The sequence below is a fragment of the Tamlana sp. 2_MG-2023 genome, assembly GCF_030548465.1.
GTDB lineage: Bacteria > Bacteroidota > Bacteroidia > Flavobacteriales > Flavobacteriaceae > Pseudotamlana.
Genome location: NZ_JAUOSF010000009.1, coordinates 22,963 through 41,621, shown reverse-complemented (window position 1 = coordinate 41,621; position 18,659 = coordinate 22,963). Strand labels below are relative to the sequence as shown.

General features: G+C 36.1%; 10 protein-coding genes. 4 read left to right on the top strand and 6 right to left on the bottom strand.

The window, feature by feature from the left end; all coding sequences use genetic code 11:
• Window positions 1-115: 115 nt before the first annotated feature.
• The 6 genes from Q4566_RS14215 to Q4566_RS14190 form a co-directional block, all read right to left on the bottom strand.
• Window positions 116-2,578: a hypothetical protein gene (locus tag Q4566_RS14215; RefSeq protein WP_303422508.1), complete on the bottom strand. Its 2,463-nt coding sequence runs from the start codon at window positions 2,576-2,578 to the stop codon at window positions 116-118.
• 142 nt (window positions 2,579-2,720) lie between these two features.
• Window positions 2,721-3,836 (bottom strand): DUF2914 domain-containing protein, encoded by a 1,116-nt coding sequence (locus tag Q4566_RS14210; protein ID WP_303422505.1) that lies wholly within the window; start codon window positions 3,834-3,836, stop codon window positions 2,721-2,723.
• A 280-nt stretch (window positions 3,837-4,116) separates the two neighbouring features.
• Window positions 4,117-6,978, bottom strand: a complete 2,862-nt coding sequence (locus Q4566_RS14205) for an alpha-amylase family glycosyl hydrolase (protein ID WP_368506599.1) — start codon at window positions 6,976-6,978, stop codon at window positions 4,117-4,119.
• A gap of 71 nt (window positions 6,979-7,049) precedes the next feature.
• The gene (locus Q4566_RS14200) at window positions 7,050-8,180 is read right to left on the bottom strand and encodes a SusF/SusE family outer membrane protein (protein WP_303422503.1); all 1,131 of its coding nucleotides are present in this window, start codon (window positions 8,178-8,180) and stop codon (window positions 7,050-7,052) included.
• An 18-nt stretch (window positions 8,181-8,198) separates the two neighbouring features.
• A complete protein-coding gene (locus tag Q4566_RS14195) occupies window positions 8,199-9,776 on the bottom strand; it encodes a RagB/SusD family nutrient uptake outer membrane protein (protein WP_303422501.1) in 1,578 nt (525 codons plus the stop codon).
• A gap of 10 nt (window positions 9,777-9,786) precedes the next feature.
• Window positions 9,787-12,714, bottom strand: coding sequence for a TonB-dependent receptor (locus tag Q4566_RS14190; RefSeq protein WP_303422498.1), 2,928 nt, complete (start codon window positions 12,712-12,714; stop codon window positions 9,787-9,789).
• A gap of 246 nt (window positions 12,715-12,960) precedes the next feature.
• Here Q4566_RS14190 and Q4566_RS14185 point away from each other — a divergent pair, with 246 nt between their 5' ends.
• The 4 genes from Q4566_RS14185 (at window position 12,961) to Q4566_RS14170 (ending at window position 18,575) form a co-directional block, all read left to right on the top strand.
• A complete protein-coding gene (locus Q4566_RS14185) occupies window positions 12,961-14,001 on the top strand; it encodes a LacI family DNA-binding transcriptional regulator (protein WP_216068702.1) in 1,041 nt (346 codons plus the stop codon).
• A 135-nt stretch (window positions 14,002-14,136) separates the two neighbouring features.
• Complete coding sequence (locus Q4566_RS14180; protein ID WP_303422491.1) at window positions 14,137-15,516, top strand: MFS transporter; 1,380 nt, start codon at window positions 14,137-14,139, stop codon at window positions 15,514-15,516.
• Window positions 15,516-16,172 (top strand): beta-phosphoglucomutase, encoded by a 657-nt coding sequence (pgmB, locus tag Q4566_RS14175; RefSeq protein ID WP_303422488.1) that lies wholly within the window; start codon window positions 15,516-15,518, stop codon window positions 16,170-16,172. The genes Q4566_RS14180 and pgmB overlap by 1 nt, the downstream gene beginning before the upstream one ends.
• Window positions 16,173-16,262: 90 nt before the next feature.
• Window positions 16,263-18,575 (top strand): glycoside hydrolase family 65 protein, encoded by a 2,313-nt coding sequence (locus Q4566_RS14170; protein ID WP_303422484.1) that lies wholly within the window; start codon window positions 16,263-16,265, stop codon window positions 18,573-18,575.
• Window positions 18,576-18,659 lie beyond the last annotated feature (84 nt).

Here is an 18,659-nt window from a genome sequence, read left to right as displayed (position 1 = left end):
GTCCTTTTTAGAAAGGTTTAATGGGCTAATCTATTTTAACGAAGTCTTAACGGTTTATAATTTTAAGAGATGATGAATAAAAAGATTGAAATTGTTTTTCTTTTAACTTGTTGGCCTAGTCTACCTCTAGAGTAGATAAGTGACAAAACGGATTGCCATTTTCGGTAATGCCTTCTATTTTTATACCGTAAGTGCTTTTAGAATCACTTGTGAAAAACGACACGATACTTTCATTATCATTAGCTTCTGATAGTTCAATCAAGGGCTCCCAATGTAAGGTCGTTCTTAAATCTTTTTTGGTTTCAATTGTGAAATCATCTTCGTAATTAGGTGAATAGTATTCTCTGGCAGAATAGAATCCTTTGGCTGTAAAATTAATAATTCCTGGTTTGCGCTTGGTATTAGTATTCGTGTACATCCCTAACCTCGTATGAATAATAATAACACCTGGTCCAGCATTACTATACATAGAAGCAGCAGCTCCGGTTAAAACATCCATAAAGTCAATATCTGAACCTGTCATGGTTGATATATCGCTAACGTCCACGGCACTTTCATCAACATAAATTTTTGTTACAAGTTCAGTTCGAATATATATAGAGTCTCCGGTAGTTATTACCCCAGGCAGGTGGCCTATTAACTGAATAACAGATAAATGTCTTAAGTTTTCAAAGTCGGCCATGTCCAAGCGTTTGCTAGGGGACCCATAATTTGTTCTTTCATTGAGTTTTTCATTTCTAACGGCAGTTTCTGATTTCATCCTAGCTGTGACAAGAACTTCATCTAACCGTGTAGCTGTTTCATGATAAAGTGAGTCTAGTTGCGAAATGGTCTTGGCTTGCTCCTTAAAGGTTGTGATTTTTGTACTGTCATTTAGAAGTGGTTTTAAAACTTCTTTTTTTACAATTCGCGGACTGTCGTGATACTTTTGATCTAGATAGATTGCAAGATTTCTGTTTCCTGTGTCTTTTTCAGATTTAAAATGATCGGTTCGAGCCTCAATAAGTACAGGGAGCGAATCGTTAAAAATGTAAGGTCCGTATTTAAACGAACCGTTAGACGCTGTTTGTTGTTGTTCTTGATGCGGTAATTCGCCCATGAAGGTCATTCTAGTTGTTGAGGCTTGTCTTGTTTTTCCGTTTTTTAAAGTTGTAGTGTAACCAGAAAAATATAACCCTTTTTCTTCTGAATATTTAGTTTTCTCAGGTGAAGCAAATAGTAAGTCTGTCCATTGAAACCTTCTCCATCCATGTGTTAGCATAATTAAATCAAGTTGATAACTGCGTCGTTTGTCGTTTTTCTTTTCGAAAAAATAGCCTGGGTTTTCAATGGTGCCTCTTAAATCGGAATTAAGTAATAGATATGTTTTGATGTTTTCACTTGTTGTTTTTTGATCAACCGCATCTAAATCTGTTATGGCCATAGAAAATTGCCCGGCTAGAGGGGAACCGTTTTGGTCTTTAAGGTTTAATTTCATTGTAACCTTTTCTCTGGATTTAGGAGTGGTATTGCTTAAGTTGATTTGAATATCAACATTATTATTTGGAGTGTCTATAAAAACAAGACGTTCGCAAACGGGCTTGCCGTTATTATCAAATAAGGTGAAATTGGCAACACCATCGTTTAGTAGTTTGGAGTCAAGCATAACCGAGTATTCGTTGATAGCGGTAGGTACAAATTTCTCATAAATTAAATTCCCACGTTGGTGCCCCACCAGATAGGTGTTTTTTAAGCCGATAGCGTGATTAGCCGTAACTTTAATGATTATTTTGTCGCTAAAATTAGCGATGTTAAGATTATGTCCAGAAGGTAAAGCTTTAGGTAAACTATATTTTTGTTCCTTTCCATTAATAATAATACTGGCATAATAGCTTTTATTAGCCTCTGGTGTTAAGTTAATAAGGCCAATTCCAAAGTTCTGTGTTTTAAAATGTGTTAAGGTATTTCCGTCGGAATCTTTTATTTGACCTTCTAAGGTTTTATTGTTCTTTGATTTAATAGCAATTTTTGAAGTTAGATTAGTCACTAGGTTCCCACCTTCAGGGTAAAAGTAAATTTCAGGTTTATTATCTGGAATAGTGCTGAGATTTGAGTTTTGTAGGTTGGTAGCGCTTGGAGTGTTTACTTTTTTAGTGTTATCCTTCACGTCCCATACCGAAATCTCTTTTTGAAACAAATAACTTTCGTCTAAATTACGCATGTAATTGGTGTATGCTCTAAGGATATATTTACCAGGTTTAAAGTTTTTTTCAATTTTAAAATCACCAGCAACACCAATGTGGTCTACAAAAAGCTCTCTTCTAGAAACTATACTGTCCTGTTCATTTATTAATTCCGTATAAATGATTCTACTTTTTTCAGACTTTTTGTGTGTTACACCATTAACTAAATAGGCCGTATACCAGATGTCTTCGCCTAAAGCATAATAGGGTTTATCGGTTTGTACATATATTTTTTCAGGATATTCTTCAGAAGTATATCTATTTAGTTTTTTTAATACCAGTGCTTTGAAGTGATTGACTGCCACAAAAGAGAGTAGAGTGGATAGTGTAAGTCCAACGATTAGTTTTTTAATCATCTTTGGTTAGTTTTTGGAGGTGTTTGGTTTTGCTAAATATATGGACAAATCAGATAAAAAAACAAGAATAAATCTTTCCAAGTGTTAAAATGAATAAAATCATTCCTCCTCGAATATTAATAGCAATATAAAAGATTGGGTTTTAGTAAGTTTTTGTAACCAATCGTTGTGGTTTTTCGTTAGGATCTGTGATGATTTCAAAGTCAATAACTCCCAAAACGAGTTCTTCTTGGGTAATTACTTCAACCCGCCAAAGCCCTGGTTTAACATTATTCTTATAGGTGTATCCACGATAACCTTCATTTCGACCACCTTTAATTTTAAAGCTGATATTGTCAAAAGTTTGCCATTTATCTCTATTAGCGTCATACCATTGCCACCTGTGAATAATTGATTTTTCCAAGGCTGTTGGAGCAAAAACGGAAGAAAATATATAAACCGGTTTATTTGGCGTTCGAACAAATTTAGAGCGGTAATCTCTCCAGAAGATGAATTGTTTTTTCTGCTCGAAAGTTACTGTGTATTCATTGTTTTTAACCACTATATCATGTGCAACAATACCTGTTTGTAACGCAAGTGGAACAGGGGGGATTAGTTTGAAATGATAAAACACATTAATTGTAATATAGATAGCAAGTATTAATGATATCAGTTTTCCTAAATGCACTTCTGCTCTTGTGCTTGGACTCTTTCTGTAAATAATGGTGATTAAACTAAGCGTGGCTCCGAGGCTTATAAGTCCTGAGCATAGAAAAATAAGATGCCCCATATCTCTTAGAAACACGGGAATCATAAAAGCAAAAAAGGTAAAGCTGATAAAGTAATAAATACTAAACTGTAGATACTTGTTAGAAATTCGCTTTTTTAGAAATTCGTTAGCCAGAAAAAGGGCCACCAGAATGACAAAAAAAGAGGCTGTTTTAGACAAGGAAACACTTCTGGAAAAGTAAATCACGTAGGCACTTGAAAGTCCTCCAAAGAAAAATTGAATCGCTAAAGGGAAGTATTCCTCAAAACGACCTAAAAACGTATTTCTCCATTTGCCATCATCAGCTAAGTTGAATAAGTATAGGGTAATAGTCAGTGCAGACATGTGTAAACACAATACAGTAAGGTCATACAACCTATCGATACGGCCAAGCGTTAAGGAGTCAAAAATAAAACCACCTATAAAGAATAGGATAGGCGCATATTTCTTGTTTTTTTGAAGAAATCTAGGCAAGGCACTATTTCGAATTTTTACAATGTGGCGTTTCATATCCAAACTTAGGTCGAAGCAAAAATAGTTTTTATACCAATGTAACTGTATAATGTCGTATTTTTAATTTGAATTATTTTTTGTTCAGATGAAATATAAAATTCAAGCAAAGCATTAGCTGCGGTTTTATTTTTATTGAAATATGGGCGAAAAAGAAATAAATTATATGCAACATTATATGGTTAAAATGGTATTGTAGTTGAAATGTATGTGCTGCAAAAAATAAAAGGGCTTCAAGTTTTTGCTTGAAGCCCTTTTGTAAATAAAATAAACAATGTATTTACTGCTTAACTAATTTAACAGTAAGATTTTGCCCTGAGGCATTTGTAACTCTTACAAAGTAGATGTTAGTAGGTAAATTAGAAACATCATAGTTTTGGGTTTTACTAAAGTCTCCTGTAAATTGTTTAACCAATTGTCCTGTAACATTGTAAAGTGATACTTGAGAAGCCACTTTATTAATTTTAAAGCTATTTTGGGTAGGGTTAGGGTAAACGGTGAAGTTGTTTTTCCAAACATTATCATTAACACTTAAAGTATTAGCAGGCATGTTGCCGTAAATTTTAAATGTTCCGGGTTGTAATGTCACTGCATTTGTGGCTTGAACCGTTGTGTTACCAGAAGCGTCCATTAGGTCGTACCATGTACCGTTTGTTGTGAAATTTGGGTCTACAGTAATTGCTGTCGTGTCAAAATTTGAAATGATAATAACGTCATTTAACTGCGAGCTTGGTAAGTTTGTATCAAAAACACGGATTCTAGGGTTTAGATCTCCCGAAGTAATTTCATAATCCCCTTCAAAAACTGCTTCGTTAATTTTTAATGCGTTGATACGTGACCAGGTGTCGTAAATCGATTTTCTATTAGTATCTCCTAACCAATTGTTAGTCCATTGTGGCTGTGGTTTAGTATCTAATTTACAAGAATCATCAGCAGAAACAGTGCCGTCATTACATGTGAATATTGAGTTGTCCATACCTAAGGCTCCAAAATGCCAAATCATTTTTGGGCCAGGAATTGTTAATGAAACTGCTCCCATAGCCTCCATTCTGCTTAGGGATGTCATTAAGTCTTTAACATCGTAAGCGCCATTGCTTGCGCCGTACTGAAGGTTTTTATACATCAAACGCTCTTCATCATGACTTTCTGCATAACCTACCAGTCGTGGAGATTTAAAACCTCTGCTTTGATATCCCATAGCGCTAATATCTGTGTTAGAATCAAATCCCATGGTTAACTGGTTGTAGGGAGCTGTCATTTTTCCCCAAAGCATAATACCTTTGCCTTCATCAACGCGATAATCTGCCCAAGCTCTTTCCTCCTGATAAGCTCCTAAATGTTCGAAAATCACGTAGTGTGAAGGATCTAGGCTCCAAGAATAATCGGCATACTGTTTTAAAATTGCAACACGATCAGTCTTGTAACCATTCGTACAAACTTCATCGCTAGGGGAGCATAATTGTGTAAAACCTTTAGTTAAATCCCAACGAAATCCATCAATGTTAAATTCGGTAATCCAGTGGTTAACTACGCGTTCAACGTAGTATTGTGTTTTTGCTTGTTGGTGATTAAAATCCATACCAACACTGTAAGTATGTTTGGCTTCTTCGTTAAAATACGGGCTTTCAGAACTGGGGTCACCCCAACCATCGCCATCACCATCTTTCATCCACATACGTACCATTGGGTTTCTACCGTAGGCGTGATTTAAAGCGATGTCTAATATGACTGCAATACCATTTTGGTGGCATAAATCGATAAACTCTTTGAATTTGTCCTCAGTACCATAAAATTTATCAAGAGCCATATGAAAAGAGGTGTTGTATCCCCAGCTTTCGTTGCCTTCAAATTCCATAATAGGCATCAGTTGAATGGCATTAACATTCAGATTCTTAAAATAATCGATACGATCTATTAAATCCTGAACGTTTCTATCACTATCAAAATCACGAATTAATACTTCGTAAATAACTAAATCTTCTTTTTTAGGTTTATTGAAGTTTGTGACTTGCCAGTTATAAGGTGTTTTTCCTGTTTGTAACACTGTAACTTCTCGTTCTTGTCCGCTAGGGTAGGCCGGAAGGTTAGGATAGGTGTCTGCTGAAATATAAGGATCGTCAAAAGGAGATAAAACTAATGTAGAAAACGGATCGGCCGTTTTAACCATGACAGGTGAATCTGTAATAGGTGTTTCGTCAACCACCCAATATTGGAAGGTTTCAATTTTTTGAGAAGTTAATCCTGTGAGTTCCAACCAGAATTTACCAGAACTCGGATCTTTTTTCATGGCATACGCCGAAGAAGGAGACCAATCATTAAAACTTCCCGCTACATAAACAAAATCTTTAAGAGGCGCGTCTAGCACCAGCGTAGCTTTCGTGGCATCTGATGGATTATAATTAATACCATTTTCTAAGCCGCTCGGCATGGCTTGAGAAGCTGTACCAGGGTTTAATAAGGCTGAAAAGGATTTTGTTCTCGTATTTTGTCCTTGTGTTACTGTTAAAATATAATCTTGATTTGTAGTAATGTTACTATGTGTGAAAGTATATGAGCCGATTCCTGATTTTGAGTCTATAGTGCTTCCGTTAGCGGAAAGGCTATAGTTTGCATTACCACTGGTGTTTGATGCAGAGATATTTAAACTGCTGCCAGAAGTTAAAATAGACGTACTGTTTTCGGAAGGTGCATTTAGAGCGACTTGAAAGCTTCCAACGCCGATTTTGAAATCGGAACAGCCAGTCGCTTTTAATTCTTGATTCCCTGCTGCATTTCTAAAAACCATGCCCATTTTTGTAGCCGAATTCGCTTGAGCATCGCTTAAACTATAATAAGATTTTGGAGTCATTGTGATACTCCATTTTCCATTACCATTGTTGGTCATTTCACCAACGCCATCATCTTGTCCCCAATTACCAACAGCTCCATACTCCCATGGGTCGCTATCGGTACCTATGCCGGAATGCATATAGACTTTCGCAGGGAGGCTTAAGCCATTGCAGTTTGAGGCAGAGCTTGTAATATCTACAGTAATCGTTACTGTTTCTGTCGTGTTAAATGCTGCAGGGTTAGTTGTGATTTGTGCATAACTAAAACAAGTAGCGATTAAAAGTAAAAAAGAAAGTAAAGTTTTTTTCATCATTTAAATCGTTTAGTCTCTTAACAAAAAAGACTATGAAAATTCATAGCCTTTTTTATTTGAGAGTGTTATAATTATTGAACAGGGATTAAAACATAACCACCATCTAAGTCATTAAACCAAATGTTATATGTTCCTGCCATTACCGGTATGTTTGGTCCACCAGCTGTTGCAAATCCGCTAAAAGCAGTATCTGCTCCCCAGCTGTCATCCCAAGCATCATTAGCTCTAAATTTAAGTTCACCATCCGCTAATGTTACATTTTGAATGTTCCAAATGTGTGGATCAAAATCAGATTGTGTCATATCCATATCATTATCCCATCCCCCCTCGGTAGAATCGCCTATAATACCAATAGTTGGATAAATAGAATCTCCTGAATCATCATACGCTTCAAGTGTATATGTCATATCTGTAATATTCATACTAAAAGAGTAGTACCCTGGTGTAGGAACAGCGAAAGCAGCAGGATCACTTCCTGTACCATCATTTACACCTAATGTTCCTGCAGATCCTCCCCATTGTGGAGACCAATCAGCAACTTCTAAAAGTTTAAATCCTTCAATAGAGCTTCCTCCGTTAAAATAGCCAATGTAAGAGTAAATGTTTTCATCAGCTGGATCTCTTGTAATAGCAGGGTTGTTATTATCAGGGTTCCATCCTGGAGCTGTAGCATCACCTACTAAAAACAAGTTTCTAAAAGTTGGTAGAGCAGGTGCTCCTGTGTCTTCTAACATGACTAAGGCTAAAGATTCGCCAGTAGAAATCAATTCAGTATCAGAATCTGTACCAGCAAAAGCTCTAACTCTAAAGGCTACATTACCTGTGTTAGGCATATCGTCTGTAGAAGGATCGCTATCTAAACCTGCTTCTTCAGCAATTGTAATTAGCTCACCAATAGTAACTACATAGTTGTTCTCACTTGTTGTGCCTACAACTTCTGTATCGGTAAAATCACCTAAGATAGAGCGTTGTATTTCATATGAAATATTTGTAGGTGTTCCAAAATCTGCACTTTTCCAGGTAAATCGTTCACCAATGTTGCTGGATGCAGCTGGTGATAATAAATATTCTGGTAAGAAGGAGTTTGTGAACTCTAAATCACCTTCAGGTTGAGCGATGTAAGTTAAATGGTCATCTTCAGTACAAGCACTTAGCGCTAACATGCTCACTATAAATAGTGTTATTAATTTTATATTTTTCATTGTCTTAAAAGTTTTTAGTTAGTAACCTGGATTTTGTATTAAGTTAGGATTAGTTGAAATGGTATTATTTGGAATTGGAAAAATGTTTCTGAACGGATCTGTTGATGTACCGTTTTTTTGATTGGCTTTAAAAGGCCATAAATAATTCGCCGTTGTAAAGTAATTGTAACGTACTAAATCTGTACGTCTTTGTCCTTCCCAATACAATTCTCTAGAACGTTCGTCTAGTACAAATTGTAGATTTAGGTCTGCCGCAGAAATATTTCCTGAGGCATCGCCATAAGCACGTTCTCTTAACTGGTTAATTAAAGTTACAGCAGTGTTATTATCTCCACCGCCACCTCTTAATGAGGCTTCAGCATAGTTTAAAAAGATTTCAGGAAGACGAATAAGAGCTAGATCGACATCTGCGAATTCGCCTGTTTTATCATTTCCTTGTACACCATTAGAGTCTATGTTTTTAAACTTTGTACAAGCATATCCGTTACTAAATTCTGGGATGCTTTCTATTTCAAGACTTTGTCCGTCGCTGTAAAACATTCCACGTTGGTCTGCTGCATTAAATTTATTTACTAAGGCTTTGGTAACACGGTTACCACCCCAGCCTCCGTTTACGCCAAATTCTGTAGGGTCCATAGTTCCACCAATGGCAGCATGAATTAAAAAAGTAGAACCCCCATAAGTTGTCGATCTTGTTCCGTCAAAATTCACTAAGAAAATGAATTCATTTTGAGCACCGTTTGAGTTGTTATCGGCTAAGAATAACTCATCATATGCCGTTCCGTTTCCGTTCGCATCAACTGTATTAATAGCGTACGATGAGTTGATAACATCGTTTGAGTAAGCCACACAATCACTATATCTATCTGTCCCTGTCCATACATCTGCATTTAAGTATAATTTAGATAGTAATGCCCAAGCTGCAACTTTATCCACACGTCCGTACTCGTTACCTTTAGCGTCTGGAAGTAAATCTTTAACTTCTAACAACTCGGTTTCAACAAAATCGAAAAGTTCAGTTCTGCTAGCCTGAGAAGGCAGTTCTGTAGTGATTTTTGTAACTAATGGTACGCTTCCGTAGAAATCTATCAGGTTATAATAGGCAAACGCTCTTAAAAAACGAGCTTCAGCAATAAAAGTTTGTGCTTCAGCATCAGATAGACCTTCGGCATTCGTGATAAATGAGTTACAAAATGATACTTGTTGCGCTAAACGTAAGTACATAGCTCCTGAAAAGCTATTACTCGATGTCCAGTACATACCATGTAAATCAGGTAGACCGCTATCTCCCCAGCCCACAACACCATGATCGGTAGTAAGTTCGTTGAGGTTAAATAACATACGTGTGTATTGGGAGAATCCTTGTTCGATATCTGTAATATCAGGAGATCCGCTATCGCCACCATCTTGGCCTGTTAAGGCTAAACTGGCATAAAGTTTTGCTAGAGCCCCTTTTGCTTCAGTGGCATTTGCAAAAACATCTTGTTCAGTGAAACTATCTGGATCAATAGGATATTGATCTAAATCGTCATGACATGATACCATGAAAAACGAGATAGTTAAAATTGGAATAATTCTGTTTATTATATTTTTCATAATTCAATTTTTAAAATCCAACATTAAGTCCCAATACTATTGTTCTAGGTCTTGGGTAAAAGCTATTATCTATCCCGCCATTAATTTCAGGATCTAAACCATTGTAATCTGTAATAGTTAATAGGTTTTGAACAGAGCCATACAATCTAATTGAAGCGTCTTTAACCGCATCGTTTAGTGTGTAGCCTAATGTGATGTTATCTAACTTAAAGAAAGATGCATCTTCGATAAAATGACTGCTTAAGAAATTGTTGTCTGTTTGGTTTTTAAAGCCAGTGTCTAGATATTCTGAGTGGATGTTCCATAAAAAATTGTTGGTAGTTGGAATAACCCCATTTAAGTATGAGTTTCCTGAAGCCACATTGTTATAAGCGTAGTTTCCTATGTTAGCTCTCGTAATTATTGCTAAATCCCAGTTTTTGTAAGTAAGATTTGTGTTCAACCCCATAATCACATCTGCATAAGGGTTTTTGTGAACGTATTTATCGGCATCATTAATTACGTTATCATCATTTCTATCTACAAAAGCTCCTTCGATAGGTTTTCCGTTATTGTCATAGATTTGTTGGAAAACATAAAAACTATAAGGCGCTTCACCTTCGGTGTGTAATTGAATGTTGTTACCAGTACCACCACTAATACCTCCTGTTACTTGATCGAAAGGTAAGTCTGTAATTTGATTATCGTTTACTGCGATGTTATAGCTTACCGACCATTCAAAATCATCAGTTCTTACAGGAATAACATTGATAGCAAATTCTACCCCTTTGTTTTCCATGTCGCCTATGTTTTTGTCGATACGGCTACCAAAGTTGGTAAAAGGATCTACTGAAGCAAAAGCAATTAAATCTTTTGTTTGTTTAATATATGCGTTAAATGATCCAGATATTCTTCGGTTTAATAAACTATAATCTAAACCTACATTTAATGTGTTACCAATTTCCCAACGTAAATCTGGGTTGATAGGATCAGGTCTGTATGTTTGGTAAAAACTATTACCAAATTGGTAGTTTGCATTAGATTGACTTCCTAAATAACGCGTGAGGAATTGGTAGTCACCTAAACCATTAACGTTACCAACTTCACCATAACCAACTCTTAGTTTTAATTCGTTTAATACCGCAGAGTCTTCTAAAAAGTTTTCGTTATGCATGTTCCAAGCTAAAGCCACAGAAGGGAAATAACCCCAACGGTTGTCTGGATTTAATTTAGAAGAAGCATCGGCTCTTAAAGTTGCAGTAAGTAAGTATCTGTTGTCGTAACCATAGTTAAGTCTGCCAAAGTAAGATAAAAGCACGTTTTTACTTTTGTCTATAAACTCATAAGTATTGCCGCGTTCTTCAAGCTCACTGTCGTAGCTATAATTGTCGTATTCAAATGATTGATACGAGTAACCACCAACAACAGTTAATTTGTGTGCCTCATTAAGTGTTTTGTTGTAAGTAAGGTAAGCATCAAATAAATTGTTAGTTGATTCATTTCTAAAGCTGGTTCTAGCACCGTTCCAAGTAGGATCTGTTGTAGGCATCAACTCTGAGGTGATCACACGGCCATGACTGTTTGATTTGTCTAAAGCCGCATTAACAGTAGCTGTTAGGTCTGGAAAGAAATGTAAATTATAGTCAAACTTAGCATTACCAATAAACCTTCTTACCTCGGCAACATCGTCTTTTAAATTTAATAGAGCCACTGGATTGGTATTTGCTAAACTTGGTTCTAAACCTGTAGCAGGATCAATCCACGAAGAATATCCGCCGTAAGGCAAGCTAGAATCGTAAATTGGCTGTGTTGGGGCATAACTATTAGCCGAACCAATAGCGTCACGGTTTCCAAAAGCATTTTCAGTGTAGGTACCTCTTGCGTTTAATTCAATTTTTAAATGATCATCAAATAATTTAGGCGTTAAACTAAGGGCTCCTGTGGTTCTTTTAAAATTATCACGTTTCAAAATCCCTTCAAAATCAGTATATGAAATAGAAGCACGCATTGGTACTCCAAAAGCTTTCCCTGTAGCGCTAAAAGAATGGTCTTGCCCAAAAGCACTACCATAAATTTCATCTTGCCAATCGGTATCATAATCCTGTAGTAAGCTTAAAGTTGTCGCATTGGCTTGTGGATGATTCATAACAATGTTACGAAATTCGTCTGCGTTTAAAACATCTACTTTGTCTATAGGAGACCCTACCGAAGTTAAAGAGCTTAAATTGAATTTGAAGTCGCCGTCTTTTCCTTTTTTAGTGGTAACGATTATAACACCATTCGCAGCACGAGATCCATAAATTGAAGTTGCCGAGGCATCTTTTAATACGGTCATGCTCTCGATATCGTTAGGGTTAACCATATTTAATGGATTTCTAGACCCTCCAATACCGCCTTGATCTAAAGGAATACCATCAATTACAACTAAAGGATTATTGTTTAGTGATAACGAGCTGTTACCACGAATTCTAATCTCTTGGCCGTCGCCAGGAGCGCCACTGCTAGAGGTTACAGAAACCCCAGCTACTTTACCTTGAATTAACTGAGGCGCCGAAACTACGGGGCCTTGATTAAAATCTTTGTTTGTTACAAGGTCGGCCGCACCTGTTACGTCTTCTTTTTTTACGGCACCATAGCCAATAACGACTACTTCATCTAAAACGGAGGTGTCTTCCACCAGTTGAACATTTAGAGGTGCTTGTCCACTATAAGTGATTTCTTGTGTAACAAATCCCAGATAGGAAAACTGTAATACATTGCCTTGGCTAACAGACAGTGAAAAATTTCCGTCGAAATCGGTAACAGTACCTGTAGTGGTCCCTTTAACAATAATATTAACACCTGCTATGGGAATATTAGTATCGGTCTCCGATACCATTCCTGTTACGGTGCTTTGCGCCAACACGAAGGCTGGAGCAAAAAACAGTGTCAGTAATAAACTATTAATAATTGTTTTCATACGATCTAATTAAGTTAATTGTGATTTAGTTTAAGTTGGTAGAATATATTTTTACTTCTCGAGGTTAAAATTATGTAAATGAAATGTTAAATATGAATTATTAGTTACGAAATTCTCAGCGAAAACGTTTGCGTGTTAGTAACTTTTTGTTTTTGCTGTGATATTTCGCTTTTAAACTGAGAATTTATTAAAAACGGATTAAAATTGCAATTAAACTGATATCTTTACTTTAACAAAAATCTATTCATGAAACGTAAAATAACCTTAAAGCAGATAGCTAAAGAATTAGATGTGTCTATAGGCACGGTGTCCAAAGCCTTAAGGAATAGTCAAGAAATTAGTGAAGAAACAAAAGAAAAGATACAAGCTTTTGCTAAATATTATAACTACAGACCTAATAACATTGCGTTAAGTCTAAAGAATAGAAAAACCAAAACTATAGGAGTAATTATTCCTGAAATTGTACACCACTTTTTTACTAAAGTTATTCAAGGAATTGAGCATTTGGCCAATAAAAAAGGCTATAATGTGATTATTGGATTATCTAATGAATCATTTGATAAAGAGGTGATTAACATGGAGATGTTAGCCAGCGGAAGTATTGATGGTTTTATTATGTCCATTTCTAAGCAAACCTTATTAAAACAAGATTATCATCATTTAAATGAAACTATTAATCAAGGGATGCCTATCGTGATGTTTGATCGTGTGGTAAGTGAAATTCGCTGTGATAAGGTAATTATTGATGATGTTGAAGCCGCTAAGAAAGCAGTAAATAAACTTGTAGCAAATAACTGTAAGCATATTGCCTTGATAACTACCATGGATTATATAAGTGTGGGTAGGTTAAGAACTCAAGGGTATATTGAAGCTTTAAATAAGCACGAAATTACGACGGAGGCTGAGCTAATTTTAAAAGTAGATGACAAATTAGTTTCAGAGGACTATATAGATGTATTAGAGAAAGAAATTAAAACCTTGTTTTTAATGAATCCTCAAATTGATGGTGTGTTTGCAGTTAATGAACTCTATGCTGTTACGGCTATGAAAGTGGCTAGGAATTTAGGAAAACGTATTCCTGAAGACATTCAAGTTATTGGTTTTACCGATGGTGTTTTATCAAGACATGCAACACCGAGTTTAACAACTGTAACACAATATGGGCATAAAATAGGGGAGGTTGCAGCCTCATTAATCATCGAAAAAATAGAGAGTGAATCTCCGGAAGACCCTGTAAGAACGGTAGTTATAGAGACAGAATTGATTGAAAGAGAATCAACAAAATAAAAATTAACATGGTCAAATAGAAATCTTTTGTATATTTGCCCCAGATCAAGACTTATATTTTTACTTCTCAGGTAATAAAGTTTTGATAAGTATTTTTTCCGCTTATCAATAGTATTCATTTTAAATATACTATTAATGAAAAAGCGCGCCCTTAGTTTCTGGGAAATTTGGAACATGAGTTTCGGTTTTCTGGGAATACAATTCGGATTTGCATTACAAGGAGGCTTTATGTCTCGAATATTTCAAACACTAGGAGCTGATAAAGAGGCTATTCCATTGTTATGGATTGCTGCACCTTTAACAGGTTTATTGGTTCAGCCTATTATAGGTTATATGAGTGACCGCACGTGGAGTCCGCGTTGGGGTCGTCGTAGACCTTACTTTCTAATAGGCGCTATTTTAAGTTCCATAGCTTTACTTATTGTACCGCATTCACCAGCATTATGGGTGGCGGCCGGTTTTTTATGGATTCTTGATGCTTCAATAAATGTTTCTATGGAACCCTTTAGAGCGCTGGTTGCCGATAAATTGCCAGATTCACAACGCTCGTATGGTTTTGTTGTTCAAACTTTAATAATTGGTATTGGAACTTGGGTTGCAAGTAATTTACCTTGGATGGTTTCGCAACTTGGTGTGAGTGATTCAGCCCCTATGGGCGTGGTACCTATGTCGGTAAAAGTGGCTTTTGGAATTGGAGCCGTGGTGTTTTTAGCTAGTATTTTATATACTGTGTTTACAACTACTGAATATCCACCAGAGGATATGAAGGCTTTCGAAGAAGAAAAAGCTAAGAAAAATCAATTCGTTTCAGACATCATGAATAATATTGGCAACATGCCAACAACCATGAAGAAACTAGGATTGATTCAGTTTTTTAGTTGGTTTGCCTTTTTTACCATGTGGAGTTTAGCCAATCCAGCCTTAACGGAGCATGTATTTCATACACCAGCACCTATAGAATCGGCTTACGATTTAGCTATTCCAGCTCAAGCGGAAGCTTTTGATGTGGCAAATACAGCTTTTCAAAAAGCATCGAATTTGGTGGGGTCTTCTATGGGAATCTACGGTTTGTCATCTATGGCATTTGCACTGGTTTTAGCTTTTTATACGTCCAAAAAACGCATTAATAGAAAATATGTTCATATGTTTTCTCTTATTATGGGCGGTATAGGTTTCTTAAGTATGTACTATGTGCCTTCTCCAGAATTTCTAAAGTATTCATTCATTCTAGTAGGAATCGCTTGGGGTAGTATTTTGTCTATGCCGTATGCGATGTTATCAAGCTCGGTAAATCCCAATAAAATGGGGGTTATCATGGGGATATTCAACATGTTTATTGTGATACCGCAAATTATTGCAGCCATTGGAGGCATCAACTTTATTTCCAATTTAATAGGTGAAGAAGCGATTAACGCCATGTTAGTAGCAGGATTAAGTTTAATTATTGCAGGACTCTGTAATTTATTGATTACAGATAAAAATGCCATTTCATATCAACCAGAATTAGAACAGTAATGAAAAGAAAAGGATTTATTTTCGATTTAGACGGTGTCATCGTAGACACTGCAAAGTACCACTTCTTGGCATGGAAGAACCTAGCCAATAGTTTAGGATTCGATTTTACCGAAGCGCAGAACGAGCAACTTAAAGGTGTAAGTCGTGTAGACTCACTAAATAAAATTTTAGCCTGGGGAAATACAACGGTTTCCGATGAGAAATTCCAAGCACTCATGACCCTGAAAAATGATGAGTATCTAGGTTATATTGATAAAATGGGTGATTCAGAAATTTTAGTAGATGTTCCAACGGTTTTAGATTTTTTAATCGCTAACAATCAGGGGGTTTCTTTGGGTTCAGCCAGTAAAAATGCTAGACGTATTTTAGAGAAAGTAAACTTGATTTCCAAGTTTGAAACCATTGTGGATGGTAATGATGTCACTAAAGCCAAGCCAGATCCAGAAGTGTTTTTAAATGCAGCAGCTTCTATTCATTGTAAGCCAGAAGATTGTGTGGTTTTTGAAGATTCTGTAGCAGGTGTGCAGGCAGCAAATACAGCCAACATGATTTCCATTGGTATTGGAAGTAAAGATGTGTTACATGAAGCCGATTATATTTTTAACGATTTCAGTGAGATTTCAGAACACTTTTTAAACGAATTAATTAATAAATAGAAAAAAAGGGATTAAAAGTGCGATTAAAAGGCTTTCAAGGTGATTGAAGTCAAATGTTCTTTTTTAATTCTTATTTATCCAAAATAAAAAATGAATCAAGATTATATAAAACCAGATAACTGGTCGATTATTGAAGAGGGATTTGATGTAGACCGTGTTAAATCGTCAGAAAGTTTATTCAGTATTGGAAACGGTGCCATGGGGCAACGTGCTAATTTTGAAGAACATTATTCCGGGCCAACGTTTCAAGGAAGTTATATCGCTGGAATATATTATCCAGATAAAACCCGCGTAGGATGGTGGAAAAATGGTTATCCTGAATATTTTGCTAAAGTATTAAATGCACCTAGCTGGATTGGTATTAATGTATTTGTGAACGCCAATACGTTAGATTTATTCACATGTAAAAACATTACCGATTTTAAGCGTGAATTAAATATGAAAGAAGGTTGGTTGTCTAGAAGCTTCAAAGCAACCATGCCCAACGATGTTGAGGTTTTAGTAGAAACAAAACGTTTTTTGAGTGTTGACTTAGATGAAGTAGGGGCTATTGAATTTCATATTACACCTTTAAATGGTGGTGCTGAAATAACTTTTGAACCTTATTTAGACTCTAGTATTACCAATGAAGATACCAACTGGGATGATAAATTTTGGGAAACTACCGCAGTCACTCAAAATGGAAATCAAGCGTTTATAGAAGCTCACACGATGAAAACACAGTTTCATACCTGTACTTTTATGGAGTCTAAATGCGCCCTAGCAGGTGAGCCTTTAGATATTGAGCCAAAAGTTACGCATTTAGAAACGCGTATTGGTTTCGAATACACTACGAAAGTTCAAGCCAACGAAACTTTTTCGATAAATAAATTTGGAGGATATGTAGTTGACAGAAACCATGATAAAAAACAATTGTTGAATGCTGCCAAAGCTGTGCTCTCTCAAGCCGTTGAAATTGGTTTTGATGCTTTGTTGAACAAACAAAAAGAAGCTTGGGCTAAAATTTGGGATATGGCCGATATTACCATTTCTGGTGATGTCAAAGCACAGCAAGGTATTCGCTTTAATATCATGCAATTAAATCATACCTATTTAGGGAAAGATGCTACTTTAAATATTGGGCCAAAAGGTTTCACAGGTGAAAAGTACGGTGGCAGTACTTACTGGGATACCGAAGCGTATTGTATTCCGTTTTACATGGCAACTAAAGATCAAAAAGTAGCACGTAATTTGTTGGAATACCGTTACAATCATTTAGATCGTGCCATCGAAAATGCTGAGAAACTCGGATTTACTAATGGTGCAGCCTTGTATCCCATGGTAACCATGAATGGAGAAGAGTGTCATAACGAATGGGAAATCACTTTCGAAGAAATTCATAGAAACGGGGCTATTTCTTATGCCATTTTTAACTACTACCGTTACACCAACGATTATAGTTATATCCCAGAAAAGGGCTTAGAAGTTTTAATTGGGATTGCTCGTTTTTGGCAACAACGTGCTACGTTATCTGCTGCGCATGATAAATACGTCATCTTAGGAGTAACAGGGCCTAATGAATACGAAAACAACGTCAATAATAATTTTTACACCAATTATATTGCAAAATGGTGTATCGATTATGCCTTAGAAAATATTGAAAAAGTTGCTAAAGAATATCAGTCGGATTACAAAAGAATTGAAGCTAAAGTCAAGCTTACTGAAACTGAATTAGAACAGTGGAAAGCTGTTGCCGGAAATATGTATTTTCCGTATTCAGAGAAATATCAAGTGTATTTGCAACAAGATGGTTTCCTTGATAAAGAATTAATTACCGTAGCCGATCTTGATAAAGCATCTAGACCGATTAATCAAAAATGGTCATGGGATCGTATTTTACGTTCACCATACATTAAACAAGCAGATACCTTGCAAGGATTCTACTTTTTTGAAGACGATTTTACTACAGAAGAATTAGAACGTCATTTCGATTTCTACGAGCCGTTTACAGTTCATGAAAGTTCACTATCACCATGTGTGCATAGTATTCAGGCTGCAAAATTAGATCGTATGGATCAGGCTTATGAATTCTATTTGCGTACCTCACGTTTAGATTTAGACGATTATAATAAAGAAGTCGAAGAAGGTTTACATATTACTTCAATGGCAGGAACATGGATGAGTATTGTTGAAGGTTTTGGAGGCATGCGGGTAAAAGACAATAGCTTGTCTTTTGATCCTAAAATTCCAGAACAGTGGGATGGTTATTCGTTTAAAGTGAATTTCAGAAATCAAATACTTAAAGTTGATGTCACTAAGGAAGAAACGACCTTTACTTTAGAAAGTGGAAGTGTATTAACCATCACTTGTAAAGGAAAGCCTTTAACATTAAAAGCAACCGAATCTCAGGTGCTGAATAGTTAAAAAAATACTGATTATCCGTAATGTGACATAATTGTTATCGTCAACCTGAACTTGTTTCAGGTTCGCATCACAATATATTAATTA

Bases quoted from the DNA above. Each gene is read 5' to 3' on its own strand.
- Q4566_RS14200 (WP_303422503.1), bottom strand. From the start codon at position 8,180: ATGAAAAATATAAAATTAATAACACTATTTATAGTGAGCATGTTAGCG.
- Q4566_RS14190 (WP_303422498.1), bottom strand. From the start codon at position 12,714: ATGAAAACAATTATTAATAGTTTATTACTGACACTGTTTTTTGCTCCA.
- Q4566_RS14185 (WP_216068702.1), top strand. From the start codon at position 12,961: ATGAAACGTAAAATAACCTTAAAGCAGATAGCTAAAGAATTAGATGTG.
- Q4566_RS14205 (WP_368506599.1), bottom strand. From the start codon at position 6,978: ATGATGAAAAAAACTTTACTTTCTTTTTTACTTTTAATCGCTACTTGT.
- Q4566_RS14210 (WP_303422505.1), bottom strand. From the start codon at position 3,836: ATGAAACGCCACATTGTAAAAATTCGAAATAGTGCCTTGCCTAGATTT.
- Q4566_RS14170 (WP_303422484.1), top strand. From the start codon at position 16,263: ATGAATCAAGATTATATAAAACCAGATAACTGGTCGATTATTGAAGAG.
- pgmB (WP_303422488.1), top strand. From the start codon at position 15,516: ATGAAAAGAAAAGGATTTATTTTCGATTTAGACGGTGTCATCGTAGAC.
- Q4566_RS14180 (WP_303422491.1), top strand. From the start codon at position 14,137: ATGAAAAAGCGCGCCCTTAGTTTCTGGGAAATTTGGAACATGAGTTTC.
- Q4566_RS14215 (WP_303422508.1), bottom strand. From the start codon at position 2,578: ATGATTAAAAAACTAATCGTTGGACTTACACTATCCACTCTACTCTCT.
- Q4566_RS14195 (WP_303422501.1), bottom strand. From the start codon at position 9,776: ATGAAAAATATAATAAACAGAATTATTCCAATTTTAACTATCTCGTTT.